Here is a 17,292-nt window from a genome sequence, read left to right on the forward strand (position 1 = left end):
AGTGCTGAATGGCCTACAGACACTTAAGAGCCGCTTTATAACAAGGGCTCTAAAAAGCTGTCAAGGAAGCCACCCAGGCAAAAGCATACTAATGCGTGCTAATTCTTTCCTTAGCATCAGACTCACGTTTTTCATCCTTGGCAACTATCTCCGGAGCCACATCCGGCAAGGGCTCCGGCGCGTATTGCAGCGCAATTTGCAGGACCTCGTCAATCCATTTAACCGGTTTAATCTGCAGATCCTGCTTGATGTTGTCCGGAATCTCCTTGAGATCACGCACGTTTTCTTCCGGAATAATCACAATCTTGATTCCGCCGCGGTGAGCCGCGAGCAGTTTTTCCTTCAGACCACCAATAGCCAGCACTTGGCCACGCAGGGTGATTTCGCCGGTCATGGCGACATCGGCACGCACGGGAATGCCAGTCAATGCCGACACCAACGCAGTGCACATGCCTACACCGGCACTCGGACCATCCTTCGGCGTGGCACCTTCCGGCATGTGGATGTGCGTGTCGCGCTTCTCGTGGAAATCCACAGGAATGCCCAGGCTTTTCGCGCGGCTGCGCACCACGGTCAGGGCTGCAGTGATCGATTCGACCATTACATCACCCAGCGAACCGGTCTTGATCAGTTGGCCTTTACCCGGCACGACAGCGGCTTCAATGGTCAGCAATTCGCCGCCCACCTGAGTCCAGGCGAGGCCGGTGACCTGGCCGATCTGGTCTTGCTGTTCGGCCAGACCGTAGCGGAATTTACGCACGCCGAGGAAGTGTTCCAGCGCATCAGCTGTCACTTTCACCGAGAAGCGTTTTTCCATAGCGTGCTCTTTCACAGCCTTGCGGCAGACCTTGGCGATCTGACGTTCGAGGCCCCGCACACCGGCTTCACGGGTGTAATAACGGATGATGTCGCGGATCGCTTCTTCGTCGAATTCCAGCTCGCCCTTCTTCAAGCCGTTTGCGGCAATCTGTTTTGGCGAGAGGTATTTGACGGCGATGTTGATCTTTTCGTCTTCGGTGTAGCCCGGCAGACGGATCACTTCCATCCGGTCAAGCAGCGCCGGAGGAATGTTCATCGAGTTCGAAGTGCACAGGAACATCACATCCGAAAGATCGTAATCGACTTCCAGATAATGATCGTTGAAGTTGTGGTTCTGCTCTGGATCAAGCACTTCCAGCAACGCCGACGCCGGGTCGCCACGCATGTCGCTGCCCATTTTGTCGATTTCATCGAGCAGGAACAGCGGGTTGCGTACACCCACCTTTGTCATCTTTTGAATCAATCTTCCCGGCATCGAACCGATGTAAGTCCGCCGATGACCGCGAATTTCCGCTTCGTCACGCACGCCGCCGAGGGCCATACGCACAAATTTACGGTTAGTGGCGTGGGCAATCGACTCCGCCAGCGAGGTTTTACCCACGCCCGGAGGACCCACCAGGCACAACACCGGGCCACGAATCTTCTTCACGCGCTTTTGCACGGCGAGGTATTCAAGAATGCGCTCCTTGACCTCTTCGAGACCGTAGTGATCGGCATCGAGAATGTCTTCAGCACGCGCCAGATCCAGGCGTACTTTGCTTTGAGCCTTCCACGGCACCTGCACCAGCCAGTCGATGTACGAGCGCACCACGGTAGCCTCGGCAGACATCGGCGACATTTGCTTGAGCTTGTTCAGCTCGGCAGTGGCTTTGGCCAACGCGTCTTTCGGCAGACCGGCAGCGTCGATACGCTTTTTCAGGTCTTCGATTTCGTTGTGGCCTTCGTCGCTGTCACCGAGTTCTTTCTGAATAGCCTTCATCTGCTCATTCAGGTAGTACTCGCGCTGACTGCGCTCCATTTGCTTTTTAACGCGGCCACGAATGCGTTTTTCGACTTGCAGCAGGTCGATCTCGGCATCCAGCAACGCCAGGACGTGCTCGACACGGGCCGACAGGTCGATGATTTCGAGGATTTCCTGCTTCTGCTCGATTTTCAGCGCCATGTGCGCGGCCATGGTGTCTACCAGACGACCCGGCTCATCGATGCTGTTGAGCGAAGACAGGACTTCAGCCGGGACTTTTTTACCCAACTGTACATATTGTTCAAATTGCGACAGCAGCGTGCGTACGAAGACTTCGGATTCGCGCTCGGCAGCGTCGACTTCTTCAATCAGCGAGACTTCAGCACGGCAATGGCCGTCGACTTCGCTGAAGCGTTCAACGGTACCGCGCTGCTCACCTTCGACCAGAACCTTGACGGTGCCGTCAGGCAGCTTGAGCAGCTGTAGAACAGTGGCGATGGTACCTACGCGATAGAGAGCATCTTCACCGGGATCGTCGTCAGCCGGGTTTCTCTGGGCCAGCAGGAGGATCTGCTTGTCACCCGTCATCGCTGCCTCGAGGGCTTCGATGGATTTCTCGCGCCCCACGAACAGCGGGATAACCATGTGCGGATAAACCACGACATCACGCAATGGCAGGAGAGGCAATTCGATGGTTGTCTTCATGATTTCGCCTCTACGGCGGCCATAAGGCCGTAATCAGATGGAATTGAGCTTGAAACCAAGATGGGGGCTGCTCTGGAAAAAAACAAGCGCAAAGCGGATGTAAAAAACGACATAAAAAAAAAGAGGCCCGAAGGCCCCTTCTTTGTTGCGACAGAGTGAACGCTTACGCGTCCGGCGCTGCCTTGGCTGTCGGCTCACTGTTCTCATAGATATACAGTGGCTTGGACTTGCCTTCGATCACGCTTTCGTCGATCACGACCTTGCTCACCTCGGACTGCGAGGGGATTTCATACATCGTGTCGAGCAGTACACCTTCGAGAATCGAGCGCAGGCCACGGGCACCGGTTTTACGTTCCAGGGCACGCTTGGCGACCGATTTCAGTGCGTCGGTGCGGAATTCCAGATCGACGCCTTCCATCTCGAACAGCTTGGCATACTGTTTGGTCAGAGCATTTTTCGGCTCGGTGAGGATCTGCATCAGCGCAGCCTCGTCGAGCTCGTCCAGCGTCGCAAGAACTGGCAGACGACCCACGAACTCCGGGATCAGACCGAACTTGACCAGATCGTCAGGCTCGACTTCACGCAGGGATTCACCGACCTTCTTGCCTTCTTCCTTACTGCGAACTTCTGCGTTGAAACCTATACCGCCCTTGGTGGAACGGTTTTGAATAACCTTTTCCAGACCAGAGAACGCACCACCACAGATGAACAGGATGTTACGGGTGTCGACCTGCAGGAATTCCTGCTGCGGATGCTTGCGGCCACCTTGCGGCGGTACCGAAGCGACCGTGCCTTCGATCAACTTCAACAAGGCCTGTTGCACGCCTTCACCGGAAACATCGCGGGTGATCGACGGGTTATCGGACTTGCGGGAAATCTTGTCGATTTCGTCGATGTAGACAATGCCCATCTGGGCTTTTTCGACGTCGTAATCGCACTTCTGCAGCAGCTTCTGAATGATGTTCTCGACATCTTCACCTACGTAACCGGCCTCGGTGAGGGTGGTTGCGTCGGCGATGGTGAACGGAACGTTCAGCAAGCGGGCCAGGGTTTCGGCCAGCAGGGTTTTACCGGAGCCTGTCGGGCCGATCAGCAGGATGTTGCTCTTGCCGAGTTCGACGTCGTCAGCCTTTTTGTCACGCTGGTTCAGGCGCTTGTAGTGGTTGTACACCGCTACGGCCAGAACCTTTTTCGCACGCTCCTGACCAATGACGTACTGGTCAAGGATGCCGCTGATTTCTTTAGGCGAAGGCAATTTATGCGCGCTGCTCTCGGCCTGGGCTTCCTGCACCTCCTCGCGGATGATGTCATTGCACAGGTCGACGCACTCGTCGCAGATAAAGACCGAGGGGCCGGCAATCAATTTGCGCACTTCATGCTGGCTTTTGCCACAGAAGGAGCAATAGAGCAGCTTGCCGTTGTCCTCGCCGTTGCGGGTGTCAGTCATTCGTTCGATCCAAATCCGATAGGCTTGCAACACAAGATGAAGGCTATTGCGGGCTTTTTCAAGCCCGCTGGCGAACAGACTCGCCGACCAAGCCTATTTTGAGCTGCTTATTTTAAGCGGGGCGCTGGTTGATCACTTCATCGATCAAGCCGTATTCCTTCGCAGCTTCGGCGCTCATGAAGTTGTCGCGATTGGTATCGCGCTCGATTTCTTCAAGAGTGCGGCCGCTGTGCTTGGCCATCAGCGTGTTCAGACGCTCGCGGATGAAGAGGATTTCCTTGGCGTGGATTTCGATATCCGAAGCCTGGCCCTGGAAACCGCCCAGTGGCTGGTGAATCATCACACGCGAGTTAGGCAGGCAGAAACGTTTGCCTGGAGCGCCTGCGGTCAGCAGGAACGCGCCCATGCTGCAGGCCTGGCCGATGCAAGTGGTCGATACGTTGGGTTTGATGAACTGCATGGTGTCGTAGATCGACATGCCAGCCGTCACCGAACCGCCCGGGGAGTTGATATAGAGATGGATGTCCTTGTCCGGGTTTTCCGCTTCAAGGAACAGCAGTTGCGCACAGATCAGGTTGGCCATGTAGTCCTCTACCGGACCAACCAGAAAGATCACTCGCTCCTTGAGCAGGCGCGAGTAGATGTCATAGGCGCGTTCGCCACGAGCAGATTGCTCGACAACCATCGGGACCAGGCCGCCTGCGGCCTGGATATCAGAGTTCTGCTGAATATACGAATTACGGAACATGCTCTGCAGTCACTCCCAAATAGTTATGTCTTGAATACGCATAAGCCAGCTCGAAGGCTGGCTTATGTGTGTACTTCTTAACGCAAAAACAATCAGTCGGCTTTTGGAGCTTCTACCGGCTTGACAGCTTCTTCGTAAGAGACCGACTTGTCGGTCACGCTAGCTTTCTGCAGAACAGTATCCACAACTTGTTCTTCCAGCACAACCGAACGAACTTCGTTCAGTTGCTGCTCGTTCTTGTAGTACCACGACACAACCTGCTCAGGCTCCTGGTAAGCCGAAGCCATTTCCTGAATCATTTCGCGAACGCGAGCTTCGTCAGGCTTCAGGTCGAACTGCTTGACCACTTCAGCCACGATCAGACCCAGCACAACACGGCGCTTGGCTTGCTCTTCGAACAGCTCGGCCGGCAGTTGGTCAGGCTTGATGTTGCCGCCGAACTGCTGAACAGCCTGCACGCGCAGACGGTCAACTTCGTTGGACAGCAGAGCCTTAGGCACTTCGATCGGGTTGGTGGCCAGCAGACCGTCCATTACCTGATTCTTGACCTTGGATTTGATCGCCTGACGCAGTTCACGCTCCATGTTCTTGCGAACTTCGGTGCGGAAACCGTCGATGCCGCTTTCCTTGATGCCGAATTGAGCGAAGAACTCTTCGTTCAGCTCAGGCAGCTTAGGCTCGGAAACAGTGTTGACGGTCACGGTGAACTCGGCGGTTTTGCCAGCCAGGTCCAGGTTCTGATAGTCCTCTGGGAAGGTCAGGTTCAGAACGCGTTCTTCGCCAGCCTTGGCGCCGACCAGGCCTTCTTCAAAGCCAGGGATCATGCGGCCGGAACCCAGCACCAGTTGAGTACCCTTGGCGGAACCGCCAGCGAACACTTCGCCATCAACCTTGCCAACGAAATCGATGTTCAGTTGGTCTTCGTTCTGAGCGGCGCGATCGGTCACTTCAAAACGGGTGTTCTGCTTGCGCAGGATGTCGAGCATTTTGTCCAGGTCAGCGTCAGCCACGTCAGCGCTCAGGCGCTCAACGGTGATGCCTTCGAAACCGGCAACGGTGAACTCAGGGAACACTTCGAATACAGCAACGTATTCCAGGTCTTTGCCAGCTTCGAGCGATTTAGGCTCGATCGAAGGCGAACCCGCCGGGTTCAGCTTCTGCTCAACCACAGCTTCGTAGAAGGAGGACTGGATCACGTCGCCTACAGCTTCCTGACGAGCGTCAGCACCGAAACGGCGCTTGATTTCGCTCATTGGCACTTTGCCTGGACGGAAGCCAGCAATCTTGGCCTTTTGGGCAGTCTGCTGCAGACGCTTGTTGACCTGGCTCTCAATGCGCTCAGCCGGCACGGTGACGCTCATGCGGCGCTCAAGAGCAGTAGTATTTTCAACAGAAACTTGCATGGATATTCCTCGTTGCACAGACGTTAGCCGGCCGTTTCCGACCCCAGAATCAAGGGCATGCATTCTAGTGGGTCAAACTCAAGAAGTCACCCTACTGAAAACGGGTAAAAAAACAGCAGGCAATTTATAGGGACCGATGCACGATTGCAGCGCGCCCCACAGGCGAATACAACCAATCACGCCAGGGCTCTGCGCCAACCTCTTCTATATATAGAAGGGACTGCCAATCACTCCCTGACGGCCGGACCTGCAAGCAAGCCCGGCGGGCAGCACGGCATCATCGAGCAACATAAATACGACGAAGCGCCCTGCCCCTGCGACCCAAAGACGGCGACGCCGACTTTTGAAACCGCTAAAACAAAAAAGGCGCCAGACTGTTAAATCTGGCGCCTTTCGAAATATGGGGTGGACGATGGGGATCGAACCCACGACAACGGGAGTCACAATCCCGTGCTCTACCAACTGAGCTACGCCCACCATATTGCGTAACAAAAAAGCCAAACAACTTCTTTGTTGAACTTCACCAGCCCGAAGGCATGAATGAAGCTTTAATTGGTGCGGATGAAGAGACTCGAACTCTTACGCCTCGCGGCGCTGGAACCTAAATCCAGTGTGTCTACCAATTCCACCACATCCGCAGATGAAGCTTTAAAACAAAAGCGCCAGACCGTTAAATCTGGCGCTTTTCGAAATATGGGGTGGACGATGGGGATCGAACCCACGACAACGGGAGTCACAATCCCGTGCTCTACCAACTGAGCTACGCCCACCATATCGCGTTACTTGTGCCAAAGCTGCCTAATGGCGCACCCGGCAGGACTCGAACCTGCGACCATCCGCTTAGAAGGCGGATGCTCTATCCAGCTGAGCTACGGGCGCCTTATTAATCTGTACTCTTAAAGGACTACAAACTAAGTGCTTCCAGCCTTCGCAGAATCGTAATCCTGCTCGACCTTCTTAACCAGTGCTAGGCTGTGCCCGACAAGTGCGACGAATAGTATAGAGGGCTCCCAAGGTCGTCAAATCTTTTTTGAAAAAAATTCATTTAATTAAAGGAGTTAGGGGAATTTGCTGACCAAGCGCCTTTGCCCTCACCGCCTGACATGCGAGAATGCGTTCTCATTTTTTCCCCTCTCGATGGTTAATCACGCGCAATGACTGCACAACTAATCGACGGCAAATCGATCGCCGCCAGCCTGCGCCAGCAGATCGCTAAACGAGTTGCCGAGCGTCGCCAGCAAGGCCTGCGCACTCCCGGCCTCGCGGTGATCCTGGTCGGCAGCGATCCTGCCTCTCAGGTTTATGTCTCGCACAAGCGTAAAGACTGTGAAGAGGTTGGCTTCCTCTCTCAAGCCTACGACCTGCCCTCTGAAACCACGCAAGACGCGCTGACCGATCTGATCGATCGCCTCAATGATGACCCTGCGATCGACGGCATCCTCCTGCAACTGCCGCTGCCGGAACACCTCGACGCGTCCAAGCTGCTGGAGCGCATTCGCCCGGACAAAGACGTCGACGGCTTCCACCCTTATAACGTCGGTCGTCTGGCCCAGCGCATCCCGCTGCTGCGTCCATGCACCCCGAAAGGCATCATGGCGTTGCTGGAAAGCACCGGCGTCGACCTTTATGGACTGGACGCAGTGGTCGTCGGCGCCTCCAACATCGTTGGTCGTCCGATGGCGATGGAACTGCTGCTGGCCGGTTGCACCGTGACCGTAACCCACCGCTTCACCAAGGATCTCGCCGGCCATGTTGGCCGTGCCGACCTGGTGGTCGTGGCTGCCGGCAAGCCGGGCCTGGTCAAGGGCGAATGGATCAAGGAAGGCGCAATCGTCATCGACGTCGGCATCAACCGTCAGGACGACGGCAAACTGGTTGGTGACGTTGTCTACGAAACCGCCCTGCCCCGCGCTGGCTGGATTACGCCGGTGCCCGGCGGTGTTGGTCCGATGACCCGCGCCTGCCTGCTGGAAAACACCCTCTACGCGGCAGAAACCCTGCACGCCTGAAGCGTATTTTCGGCAAAACAAAAACCCCGCCCTGTGCGGGGTTTTTCGTATCTGAGAAAAAACTATAACCGTTCGCCGGAAACCCCTCTTTTTACAGGCCTTTTCACGAGATTTTCAGGTCGTTCAAACAACCATCGACAGTTCTTCAGCCATACTCCTAAAATGCGCCGCTTTTAAGAAATAACCCGTTACAAACTAACGGAATATCCAACCTTTATGAGTTCGCCCGCGTGAAAATTCGTCTTTCGATTCTGAGCCTGTTTTTTGCATTTGCAGGCACATGCATCACGCCAACGATCAACGCTGCGGAAACCACCGCTGCCCCCCGTGACGCTTCAACGTTGAAGATCGCCTCCGGCAGCGCCCTGCTCATGGATATGCAGACCAATAAAGTCATCTACTCCAGCAACCCTGACGTGATCGTACCGATCGCTTCCGTCAGCAAGCTGATGACAGGCTTGGTAGTGGTTGAAGCCCGACAGAACATGGACGAATGGATCGATGTCGATATCAGCCACACCCCGGAAATGAAGGGTGTGTTCTCTCGAGTCAAACTGAAAAGTGAACTGCCGCGCCGCGAGATGCTGCTGATTGCTCTGATGTCCTCGGAAAACCGTGCCGCCGCCAGCCTCGCGCATCACTATCCGGGCGGTTATGCCGCCTTCATCGCGGCAATGAACGCCAAGGCCAAGGCGCTCGGCATGACCAACACGCACTACGTCGAACCCACCGGTCTGTCGGAGCGCAACGTTTCCACCGCCCGCGACCTGAGCAAACTGCTGGTGGCCGCGAACAAATATCCAATCCTCAGCGAGCTCACCACCACCAAGGAAAAGACCGTGTCTTTCCGTAAACCCAATTACACCCTGGGTTTTCGCAATACCGATCACTTGGTCAATAAAGCCGACTGGGACATCAAGATCACCAAAACCGGCTTCACCAATCCCGCCGGACATTGCCTGGTACTGGTGACCCGAATGGGCAACCGCCCTGTAGCGCTGGTAATACTTGATGCGTTCGGCAAATACACCCATTTTGCCGACGCCAGCCGTATCCGCAGCTGGATGGAAACCGGCAAGAGCGCCAGCGTTCCAGCGGTAGCTCAGCAATATAAAGCGGAGAAAAACCTCAAATCGCGCCAGAGCGGCGTGGTTGAAGCCTCGAAGTAGTCCAACACACCATCGGATGTCCCCTCACCTGTGGCGAGGGGATTTATCCCCGCTCCACAGCTAAGTGAATGGAGCCTCTTAACACGGAGGCATCCACTGCCCCAGTGAGAAGTCTCACGACCTGAAAGACTCAATCATTCGGCAACGGCATCTGATCATCATCAGGAATGCCATCCCCCTTGCTCGGATCGCGCACAGAATCCGGCGTCAGTACATTCGGCCGCGCCAGCGGATCACGCAGCGGACTGTCAGGATCCAGCACCGGATCAACCTCTGTCTCGGGCGTTGTCGGCACACTGTCGGGTTTTTGATCATCAAAGCTTGAATCGGTACTCATACGCACCTCACATCAAGGTTTCAGATTGGCTAACGGGTCATAGGGCTTCGCCGGCTTCTTGTCGTCCTCACCCGGCTTCACGTCTTTGGGTGCTTTGGCCGGGCCGACGGGATCGACCTGCGGATCATCGAGATCCGGCGAATCCGGATCGAAACCTAAATCGTCGCCCGTAGAGTGTTCGGACGAATGAGGGCCTTTTGGGGATGGGGAATCTGCCATGCTCGCCTCCTGATGCACCCGCGAAATCGGGTTATAGAGGTAAGAGGCCCGCCAGGCACAGACGTGCCCGGCAGATGACGAACGGAAACTCAGTGCGCAGCCAACGCCTTCCTGGCCTGAGCAGCTTCGTTTTCCTGACCGGCCTGCGCCAGCTCATCGGCGGCTTTGAGCCAACGCTGACGGTCGACGGCCGCGGGAATCTGCGACGGTTTCTGTATCAGAATGGCCCAGCTGCCAGACTTTTCGAAAGCCGATTCAAACGAGCTGAAGCTCATCAACTCACGACGATTCATGCCAGCGCGCAACAGTACCTTCTGCTTGTTACGGTCGTAACCGGAGAGAATGGCATAGCGCGGTTCTGCCCAGAACGCCGACCCTTCACTAAACCGCACCATCACCGGATAACCGGCGGCGACCTGCGTCAACAATGCCGGCAGGTTGCTGTCCAGCGGGTAGACGACCATGCCGTACTCGCGAGCGAGGTTCTGAAGGTTCTGCTGCAATTTGTCTTCAGCACCCGGCAAGTGCAGGGGTTTTTCCAGCAACCCGGGGGTTATCACGATGCCTTGCTGCGACAGCAGACTGGCCAATACTTGCGGCCCGCTCTGATTGGCCTGGCCGCGATAAAACGTGCCGCTGAGTTCGACTCGCTCAGGCAGACGCTTGACCTCAGGCGCAACGCTGCCCGCACAACCCGCCAATGCCGCCGCGCAACCGGCGATCAGCAACGCCGCACGAATTCGAGAAAATACCTGCACCATCGTCACTCTCTGTTCAGACGCCGGTCATCGTGTTCCGGCAACGCCTGCGATCATAGGGCCGCGCATCGTTGCGGTATAGCCTTAAACCGCAGACCCATTGATTGCATAGAGCGAACTGATTGGTCATCCGCGACCTTCGGTCAATAGTCTGAAACACCTCGTTGACTAGACTGTCACTGAAACAGAGCGAATTGAAAAAGTGAGCGCCCGATGCAGGGCAAAGAGGAGGCACTGATGAGCCTGACCATGACTATCGTAATGCTGATTGCCGGATGGCTGGCCGTGGCCACCGCCATGCTGTGGGGCGTGCTGCGCATTTCCCGCCGCCACCATCACCACCCGATCCAGCCTGCTGCGGTCGATAAAGCCGCGAAACACCACGCCCCTCCAGCGACAGCGCACTGAAATCCTGACGTGATCCCTGTAGCAAACAAAAAGGCCGCCTGGACTCAGGGAGTTCAGGCGGCCTTCAGTTTTATTGCCGGTTATGCCTGCGCAGCAAGTTTCTTCTGCCTGGCACGACGCGACAGCATGTTCAGCACCTCGATACCGGCCGAGAACGCCATGGCCGCATATACATAGCCTTTCGGCACGTGGGCACCAAAGCCCTCGGCGATCAGCGTCATGCCGATCATGATCAGGAAGCCCAGTGCCAACATCACTACCGTCGGGTTGTCGTTGATGAACTTGGCCAGCGGCTCAGCGGCAAACAGCATCACCAATACCGACACCACGACTGCAATCACCATGATCGGCAAGTGTTCGGTCATGCCGACAGCGGTGATGATGCTGTCGATCGAGAACACCATGTCGAGCAACAGGATCTGACCGATAGCGGCAGCGAAGCCCAGGGCCACGGTCGACGTCGCGGTCTTCGGATCATCCGGCGACGGATCCATGCTGTGGTGGATCTCGGTCGTGGCTTTCCAGACCAGGAACAGACCACCGGCGATCAGAATCATATCCTTCCATGAGAAAGCCTGCCCGAGGATCTCGATCACCGGCGCGGTTAACTGCACGATAAAAGCAATGGTGCTCAACAGCGCCAGACGCAGGATCAGCGCCATGCCGATACCGATGCGACGGGCCTTCTGCCGATGCTGCTCAGGCAGTTTGTTGGTCAGGATCGAGATAAAGATCAGGTTGTCGATGCCGAGCACGATCTCCATCACCACCAATGTGGCCAATGCAACCCAGGCAGCAGGGCTGGCGGCGAGTTCTAACAGATATTCCATGGGTCAGTCCTGACTCTGTGTAAGACGATTTAGATGGTTTTGGAGGAAGATTCGGATTGTTCCGCGTCTTTTTCCGGCGTTTGTTTTTTCTCGATCAACCCGCCGGTGGCGTCGCTGAGCGCCTGCTCGGCAGCTTTGTGGGTATCGTCGATGGCTTGCTTGGCGCTTTCCGCCGCCTTGCCCATCAACTGCTGGGCGCTTTTTTCAGCCTGATCGCAACCTGTCAGAACCAGTAAAGACGTAATCAGCAATAGTGCCGTGGTTTTAAGTTTCATGATGCTTCCTTGATAGAACAGACAGGGTCACCAGACCGGCCGTCGATGGCTGGGCATTCTAGGCAAGCAAACACTTCAGGAAAATTCGTATTTTTAGCGGCTATACTTCGATTTTTACGAATCCAGAAATTCAATGATGTGGGAGCTGCTGGATGCTTAATTATCGACAACTGCATTATTTCTGGGTGGTGGCGAAGACAGGCAGCATCGTGCGTGCATGCGAGCAACTGAATCTGACCCCACAGACCATCAGTGGGCAGATTTCCTTGCTGGAACAGACGTATGGCATCGAGCTGTTTCGCCGAGTCGGCCGCCAACTGGAACTCACCGAAGCCGGGCGTCAGGCCCTGCCCTACGCCGAGCAGATGTTCCAGCTCGGCGGTGAACTGGAGCTGATGCTGCGCGCCCAGCCCAACGAACAGCAGATCCTGTTTCGCGTCGGTGTTGCCGATGTGGTGCCCAAGTCCATCGTCTATCGCCTGATCGCGCCGACCATGGAACTGAACGAGCCGCTACGCATTACCTGCCGCGAGGACAAACTTGAACGGTTACTGGCGGATCTGGCGATCCAGCGCCTGGACCTGGTGATTTCCGACAGCCCGATGCCCTCGCACCTCGACATCAAAGGTTATAGCCAGAAGCTCGGTGAGTGCGGGATCAGTTTTTTCGCCACCGCCGAGCTGGCCGAGCGCTACGGGCAGGACTTCCCGCGCAGTCTGCACGGCGCACCGTTGTTGATTCCCGGGGCGGAAACCGTGGTGCGCAGCCGTTTGCAGCGTTGGTTTGCCGAGCAGCAGATCCAGCCGCAAATCGTCGGCGAATTTGATGACAGTGCCTTGATGCAGGCCTTCGGGCAGTCTGGAAGCGGGATTTTTATCGGCCCCAGCGTGATTGCCGAGGAAGTGAAGCGCCAGTGCGGCGTCGAGCTGATTGGCCAGACCGACGCGGTGACTGAATCGTTCTATGCCATTTCGGTGGAACGCAAGGTCAAGCACCCTGGCATCGTTGCAATTACCGAAGGCGCTCGACGCGAACTGTTTACCGCGTTATGAGGCCTCTGCGCACACTTCGCGCGGCTTGAGTGTCATCAGCACCATGGCGAGGAATACCGAGAGCAAAATGAATCCGGCGGCAGCAAAGCCGAGGAAGCCCAGACCCGCACTGTCGATGACCCGGCCACCGACCATTGCGCCCAGGCCGATGCCAAGATTAGCCCCGGCAATATTCAGCGACGCGGCAAAGGCTGGCGCTTCTGGTGCGGCTTTCATCAGGCGCACATGGCTGACCAGGAACAACGCGGCTTGAGTCACGCCCCAGATCCCCATGGCCACCGCCAGCCCCAGCGTCGAATGGATATTCGGCACCAGTGAGACCATGCCGGCAATCATGAACGCACAAAACAACACCGATGCTCCCAGTGGATGACGATCCACCGCACGGCCGCCCAGCGAGTTGCCGATCAGCCCGACCGCGCCGAAGCCCATCAGGCACCAGCCGACCACGGTGCCGTTGAAACCGGCCAGGCGCTCAAGAATATCGGCCAGGTAGGTGTAAGCCGTGAACATACCGCTGAACACCAGAATCGACAGCACGATATGGCCAATCATCAACGGGCTACGGAGGATCTTGAACTGCGAACGGAAGCTGACCTGATGTTGATGCAGGTTGGTCTTCGGCAAATAAACAAACAGCAGCAAGGCCTTGGCGAACGCGATCACCGCCAGAATGCCGAAAGCACTGCGCCAGCCGAACGCATCGGAAATCAGCGTGCCGACCGGAATGCCGAACACCGTCGCGCAGACAATGCCGAAGCCGATCTTGGCGATCGCGCGACCGGCGAAATCCGGGCCGACAATGTCCACAGCCGTCTCGCTGGCCAAGGCCCAGAACACGGGCAACCCCAGCGCCGGGATCAACCGGGCAAACGCCATCACCCAGATATTCGGCGCCAGCGCCGCCACGGTATTGGCCAGACCGAACATGATCAGGATGCTGATGAACAGCTTGCGTCGCTCGAAACGGGCGAAATACGCGGTCAAGAATGGACCGAACATGGCCACCGTAAAAGCGAATAGAGTCACCAGCAGCCCGGCTTGCGGGATGGTCACTTCGAGGTCTCGGGCAATCGCCGGCAGCAGGCCGACGATGACGAATTCCGTAGTCAGCACCGTGAAGCCGGCGGCGGACAACAGAAGGATGGGCAACAGCATGGGAAACTCCAACAAAACGACGACACCAGCGATGACCCGGAGGTCCGCTGGCAGAACTTGAAAATGAGGATGGAGAATCTTAACAGAGTGTGTCCGGACTGACTTGCACAAACCTGCCGACTTTGTTGCCTGATCCGGTGGCAGATCGTCACAGGCCTGAAGGATGAGGCCTACGCTGTGATAAAGTCCGCGCCCTGAAAAACGTACACCCTGGTCAGCAGCCAGCTTGATGGCGCTGATGTCGCGTCAGCCCTTTTGGTGAGTGACGATGGTCTGCCCGTGTTTTGCCATCGTTTCACGCAACCTTGCACCCTATAAAAAAACAGAGATGCCGCTATGACTGCTTCATCCCCTTCTCTCTTGCAACGCTTGAGCAAACTGAGCCTGGTCACGCAAATCGTGATCGGTCTGGTCGCCGGTATCGCCTTGGCGATGTTCGCCCCGGAAGCGGCGAAATCCACGGCGTTCATCGGCAAAGTGTTCGTTTCGGCGTTGAAAGCCGTGGCACCGATTCTGGTGTTCGTGCTGGTGATGGCCTCGATTGCCAACCACAAACACGGTCAGGAAACCCACATCCGGCCGATTCTGTTCCTCTACCTGCTCGGCACGTTCGCCGCAGCGGCAGTGGCCGTGGTCGCGAGCATGGCGTTTCCGTCTCATCTGGTGCTGGCCACCGAAAACGTCGCGGTCACCGCACCCGGCGGCATTAGTGAAGTGCTGCAAAGCCTGTTGCTGAGCGTGGTCGATAACCCGGTCAGTGCACTGATGAACGCCAACTTCATCGGTATTCTGGCGTGGGCAATCGGCATGGGCATCGCGATTCGCCATGCCGGCGACACCACCCGCGAAGTACTGGGTGATCTGTCCAACGGCGTGACCGTGATCGTCCGTTTGGTGATTCGCTTCGCACCGCTGGGCATTTTCGGTCTGGTGGCCTCTACGCTGGCGACCTCCGGCTTCGGCGCGCTGATCGGTTATGCGCACCTGCTGGCCGTGTTGCTCGGCTGCATGCTGTTCGTGGCGCTGGTGATGAACCCGTTGATCGTGTTCTGGAAGCTGCGTCGCAACCCCTATCCGCTGACCCTGAAATGCCTGCGTGAAAGCGGCATTACCGCGTTTTTCACCCGCAGTTCGGCGGCGAACATTCCGGTCAACCTGGAATTGAGCAAGCGCCTGGGCCTGCATGAAGACACCTATTCGGTATCGATCCCGCTGGGCGCAACCATCAATATGGCTGGCGCGGCGATCACCATTACTGTGCTGACACTGGCGGCCGTGCACACTTTGGGCATTGCCGTGGATATCCCGACCGCAATCCTGCTCAGCGTTGTCGCAGCGATTTGCGCCTGTGGCGCTTCCGGTGTGGCCGGTGGCTCGCTGCTGCTGATCCCGTTGGCATGCAGCCTGTTCGGCATTCCGAGCGAGATTGCCATGCAGGTGGTGGCGGTCGGTTTCATCATTGGTGTGTTGCAGGATTCGGCAGAAACCGCGCTGAACTCCTCCACCGACGTGCTGTTTACCGCCGCGGCCTGCCTGGGTGAAGAAGCGAAAGCTCAGCGCACCGCGTAACCCTGTAGGAGTGAGCCTGCTCGCGATTGCGGAATGTCAGACAAGTACCCGCTGGCTGACACACCGCGATCGCGAGCAGTCTCGCTCCTGCACAAAAGCAATAAAAAGCCCGCCAAGGCGCAAACCTTGGCGGGCTTTTTTGTTGCCGGTGTCTCGTCCTGAATAAGGTTTACACCTTCTGACTTATCTTCAGGAGGAATCAATGGATACGGGAAAAAGGCGCAGCCAGCGTGATTACACGCTGGGCTTTAAATTGGCAGTCGTTGATCAGGTTGAAAAAGGCGAGTTGAGTTATAAAGAGGCTCAACGGCGCTATGGAATTCAGGGTCGGTCGACTGTGTTGGTGTGGCTACGCAAGCATGGGCGGCAGGACTGGAGCCAGGGCGCCTCTATTCGCGCCCAGAGGAGCCGACCGATGGACGAACAAAGTTTGCCGCTGACGCCTGAACAGCGAATCAAGGAGCTTGAAGAAAAGCTCGCCCTTGCCAATCAGAAAGCCCAGTTCTTCGAGGCGGTTGTTGACGTGTTGAAGAATGATTACGGTGTTTCTGTCGTAAAAAAGCGATCCGGCAAGTCCTCACCCAAGGGCAAATCCAAGGCCTGAGTATTCGCAGGGCTTGCCAGTTTCTGGGTATTTCCCCGCAGGCGTACTACAAGCGAAACCGGGCTTATGACGCGCAAGTCAGCCATGCCCGAAAAGTGCTGGGGTTTGTCTTGGAAACACGCCTTCAGATGCCTCGACTGGGCACTCGCAAGTTGCATGGCCTTATGCAGTCCGAGCCGGAGCTATCGCGCACAGTCGGTCGCGACCGGCTGTTCGATATCCTGCGAGATAGTCGCCAATTGGTGCCACGCAAGCGCGCCTATCACAAGACCACTGACAGTCATCATCGCTTCCGCCGACATCCCAACCGGTTGAAACCTGGCCCCGATCAAGTGACCGCCACTGGTTCCGAACAGGTCTGGGTCGCGGACATAACGTATTTACCCACCGAGCAAAGCGTTGCGTACGTGAGCTTGGTTACAGATGCCTACTCTCGCAAGATCGTTGGTCATCACGTGCATGAAACCTTGCACGCCGAATCAGTCATTCAAGCGATGAACAAGGCTTTACGGGGCAGAAGAACCGATCAGGCGCTGGTGCATCACTCGGATCGCGGCTCGCAATATTGCTCTGACCTCTACCAGAAGCTGCATGCCAAGCATGGAATCCTGTGCTCGATGACCGATGGGTATGACTGTTATCAGAACGCCTTGGCAGAGCGGGTTAACGGAATCTTGAAGACAGAGTTTCTGCTTCACCGACCCAAGGATCTGGCTGAGGCGGTTCAAATGGTCGACGAGTCAGTAAACATCTACAACAGCAAGCGACCGCATCTATCGTTGAAATGCAAAACGCCCGATGCGGTGCATCGGGCGTTTTGA

The 17,292-nt window shown here is 56.5% G+C and carries 16 protein-coding genes and 4 tRNA genes; 6 read left to right on the forward strand and 14 right to left on the reverse strand.

Annotated features, from left to right (window positions below):
• Window positions 1–88: 88 nt before the first annotated feature.
• The 8 genes from lon to JFT81_RS05620 form a co-directional block, all read right to left on the reverse strand.
• A complete protein-coding gene (lon, locus tag JFT81_RS05585; RefSeq protein ID WP_201226445.1) occupies window positions 89–2,485 on the reverse strand; it encodes an endopeptidase La in 2,397 nt (798 codons plus the stop codon).
• A gap of 163 nt (window positions 2,486–2,648) precedes the next feature.
• Window positions 2,649–3,932, reverse strand: coding sequence for an ATP-dependent Clp protease ATP-binding subunit ClpX (gene clpX / locus JFT81_RS05590; RefSeq protein ID WP_003223632.1), 1,284 nt, complete (start codon window positions 3,930–3,932; stop codon window positions 2,649–2,651).
• 112 nt (window positions 3,933–4,044) lie between these two features.
• On the reverse strand, window positions 4,045–4,680 hold the full coding sequence (clpP, locus tag JFT81_RS05595) for an ATP-dependent Clp endopeptidase proteolytic subunit ClpP (RefSeq protein ID WP_007951559.1): 636 nt from the start codon (window positions 4,678–4,680) through the stop codon (window positions 4,045–4,047).
• Window positions 4,681–4,772: 92 nt separating this feature from the next.
• Window positions 4,773–6,083 carry a trigger factor gene (gene tig, locus JFT81_RS05600; protein WP_201147097.1) on the reverse strand — a complete coding sequence of 437 codons (1,311 nt, stop codon included), beginning with the start codon at window positions 6,081–6,083 and terminating at the stop codon, window positions 4,773–4,775.
• 401 nt (window positions 6,084–6,484) lie between these two features.
• Window positions 6,485–6,560 (reverse strand) — tRNA-His (locus tag JFT81_RS05605).
• 76 nt (window positions 6,561–6,636) lie between these two features.
• Window positions 6,637–6,721, reverse strand: a tRNA-Leu gene (locus JFT81_RS05610).
• A gap of 56 nt (window positions 6,722–6,777) precedes the next feature.
• A tRNA-His gene (locus tag JFT81_RS05615) sits at window positions 6,778–6,853 on the reverse strand.
• Between the two features lie 32 nt (window positions 6,854–6,885).
• Window positions 6,886–6,962 (reverse strand) — tRNA-Arg (locus tag JFT81_RS05620).
• Window positions 6,963–7,237: 275 nt separating this feature from the next.
• Here JFT81_RS05620 and folD point away from each other — a divergent pair.
• Window positions 7,238–8,092, forward strand: coding sequence for a bifunctional methylenetetrahydrofolate dehydrogenase/methenyltetrahydrofolate cyclohydrolase FolD (folD, locus tag JFT81_RS05625; RefSeq protein ID WP_201226446.1), 855 nt, complete (start codon window positions 7,238–7,240; stop codon window positions 8,090–8,092).
• A 230-nt stretch (window positions 8,093–8,322) separates the two neighbouring features.
• A complete protein-coding gene (pbpG, locus tag JFT81_RS05630) occupies window positions 8,323–9,261 on the forward strand; it encodes a D-alanyl-D-alanine endopeptidase (RefSeq protein WP_201226447.1) in 939 nt (312 codons plus the stop codon).
• 130 nt (window positions 9,262–9,391) lie between these two features.
• On the opposite strand, the gene JFT81_RS05635 is transcribed toward pbpG, so the two are convergent.
• The 3 genes from JFT81_RS05635 to JFT81_RS05645 form a co-directional block, all read right to left on the reverse strand.
• Window positions 9,392–9,598, reverse strand: coding sequence for a hypothetical protein (locus tag JFT81_RS05635; protein ID WP_201204724.1), 207 nt, complete (start codon window positions 9,596–9,598; stop codon window positions 9,392–9,394).
• A gap of 12 nt (window positions 9,599–9,610) precedes the next feature.
• Window positions 9,611–9,817, reverse strand: a complete 207-nt coding sequence (locus tag JFT81_RS05640; RefSeq protein ID WP_201204726.1) for a DUF6021 family protein — start codon at window positions 9,815–9,817, stop codon at window positions 9,611–9,613.
• An 89-nt stretch (window positions 9,818–9,906) separates the two neighbouring features.
• Complete coding sequence (locus tag JFT81_RS05645) at window positions 9,907–10,578, reverse strand: peptidase C39 family protein (RefSeq protein WP_201226448.1); 672 nt, start codon at window positions 10,576–10,578, stop codon at window positions 9,907–9,909.
• A gap of 246 nt (window positions 10,579–10,824) precedes the next feature.
• Here JFT81_RS05645 and JFT81_RS05650 point away from each other — a divergent pair, with 246 nt between their 5' ends.
• The gene (locus JFT81_RS05650) at window positions 10,825–10,983 is read left to right on the forward strand and encodes a hypothetical protein (protein ID WP_201226677.1); all 159 of its coding nucleotides are present in this window, start codon (window positions 10,825–10,827) and stop codon (window positions 10,981–10,983) included.
• A gap of 80 nt (window positions 10,984–11,063) precedes the next feature.
• Here the strand turns inward: JFT81_RS05650 and JFT81_RS05655 are convergent, their stop codons facing one another.
• Together JFT81_RS05655 and JFT81_RS05660 are read right to left on the reverse strand one after the other, a co-directional pair.
• Entirely contained in the window at window positions 11,064–11,813 is a 750-nt protein-coding gene (locus JFT81_RS05655; protein ID WP_201226449.1) for a TerC family protein, read from the reverse strand.
• A 29-nt stretch (window positions 11,814–11,842) separates the two neighbouring features.
• Window positions 11,843–12,088 (reverse strand): hypothetical protein, encoded by a 246-nt coding sequence (locus tag JFT81_RS05660; protein ID WP_201147102.1) that lies wholly within the window; start codon window positions 12,086–12,088, stop codon window positions 11,843–11,845.
• Between the two features lie 152 nt (window positions 12,089–12,240).
• On the opposite strand from JFT81_RS05660, the gene nhaR reads away from it, so the two are divergent.
• Window positions 12,241–13,140: a transcriptional activator NhaR gene (gene nhaR / locus JFT81_RS05665; protein ID WP_201226450.1), complete on the forward strand. Its 900-nt coding sequence runs from the start codon at window positions 12,241–12,243 to the stop codon at window positions 13,138–13,140.
• Here the strand turns inward: nhaR and JFT81_RS05670 are convergent.
• Window positions 13,135–14,298 (reverse strand): MFS transporter, encoded by a 1,164-nt coding sequence (locus tag JFT81_RS05670; protein WP_201226451.1) that lies wholly within the window; start codon window positions 14,296–14,298, stop codon window positions 13,135–13,137. The genes nhaR and JFT81_RS05670 overlap by 6 nt on opposite strands.
• A 336-nt stretch (window positions 14,299–14,634) precedes the next feature.
• Here JFT81_RS05670 and sstT point away from each other — a divergent pair, with 336 nt between their 5' ends.
• Together sstT and JFT81_RS05680 are read left to right on the forward strand one after the other, a co-directional pair.
• Window positions 14,635–15,867, forward strand: a complete 1,233-nt coding sequence (gene sstT, locus JFT81_RS05675; protein ID WP_201226452.1) for a serine/threonine transporter SstT — start codon at window positions 14,635–14,637, stop codon at window positions 15,865–15,867.
• 202 nt (window positions 15,868–16,069) lie between these two features.
• Window positions 16,070–17,292 (forward strand): IS3 family transposase gene (locus JFT81_RS05680; RefSeq protein ID WP_201226453.1). Its coding sequence is split into 2 segments (ribosomal slippage): window positions 16,070–16,421 and window positions 16,421–17,292, totalling 1,224 coding nucleotides; the frame shifts between segments, so codons are not numbered across the junction.

It is taken from the genome of Pseudomonas sp. TH43 (assembly GCF_016650635.1).
Lineage (GTDB): Bacteria > Pseudomonadota > Gammaproteobacteria > Pseudomonadales > Pseudomonadaceae > Aquipseudomonas.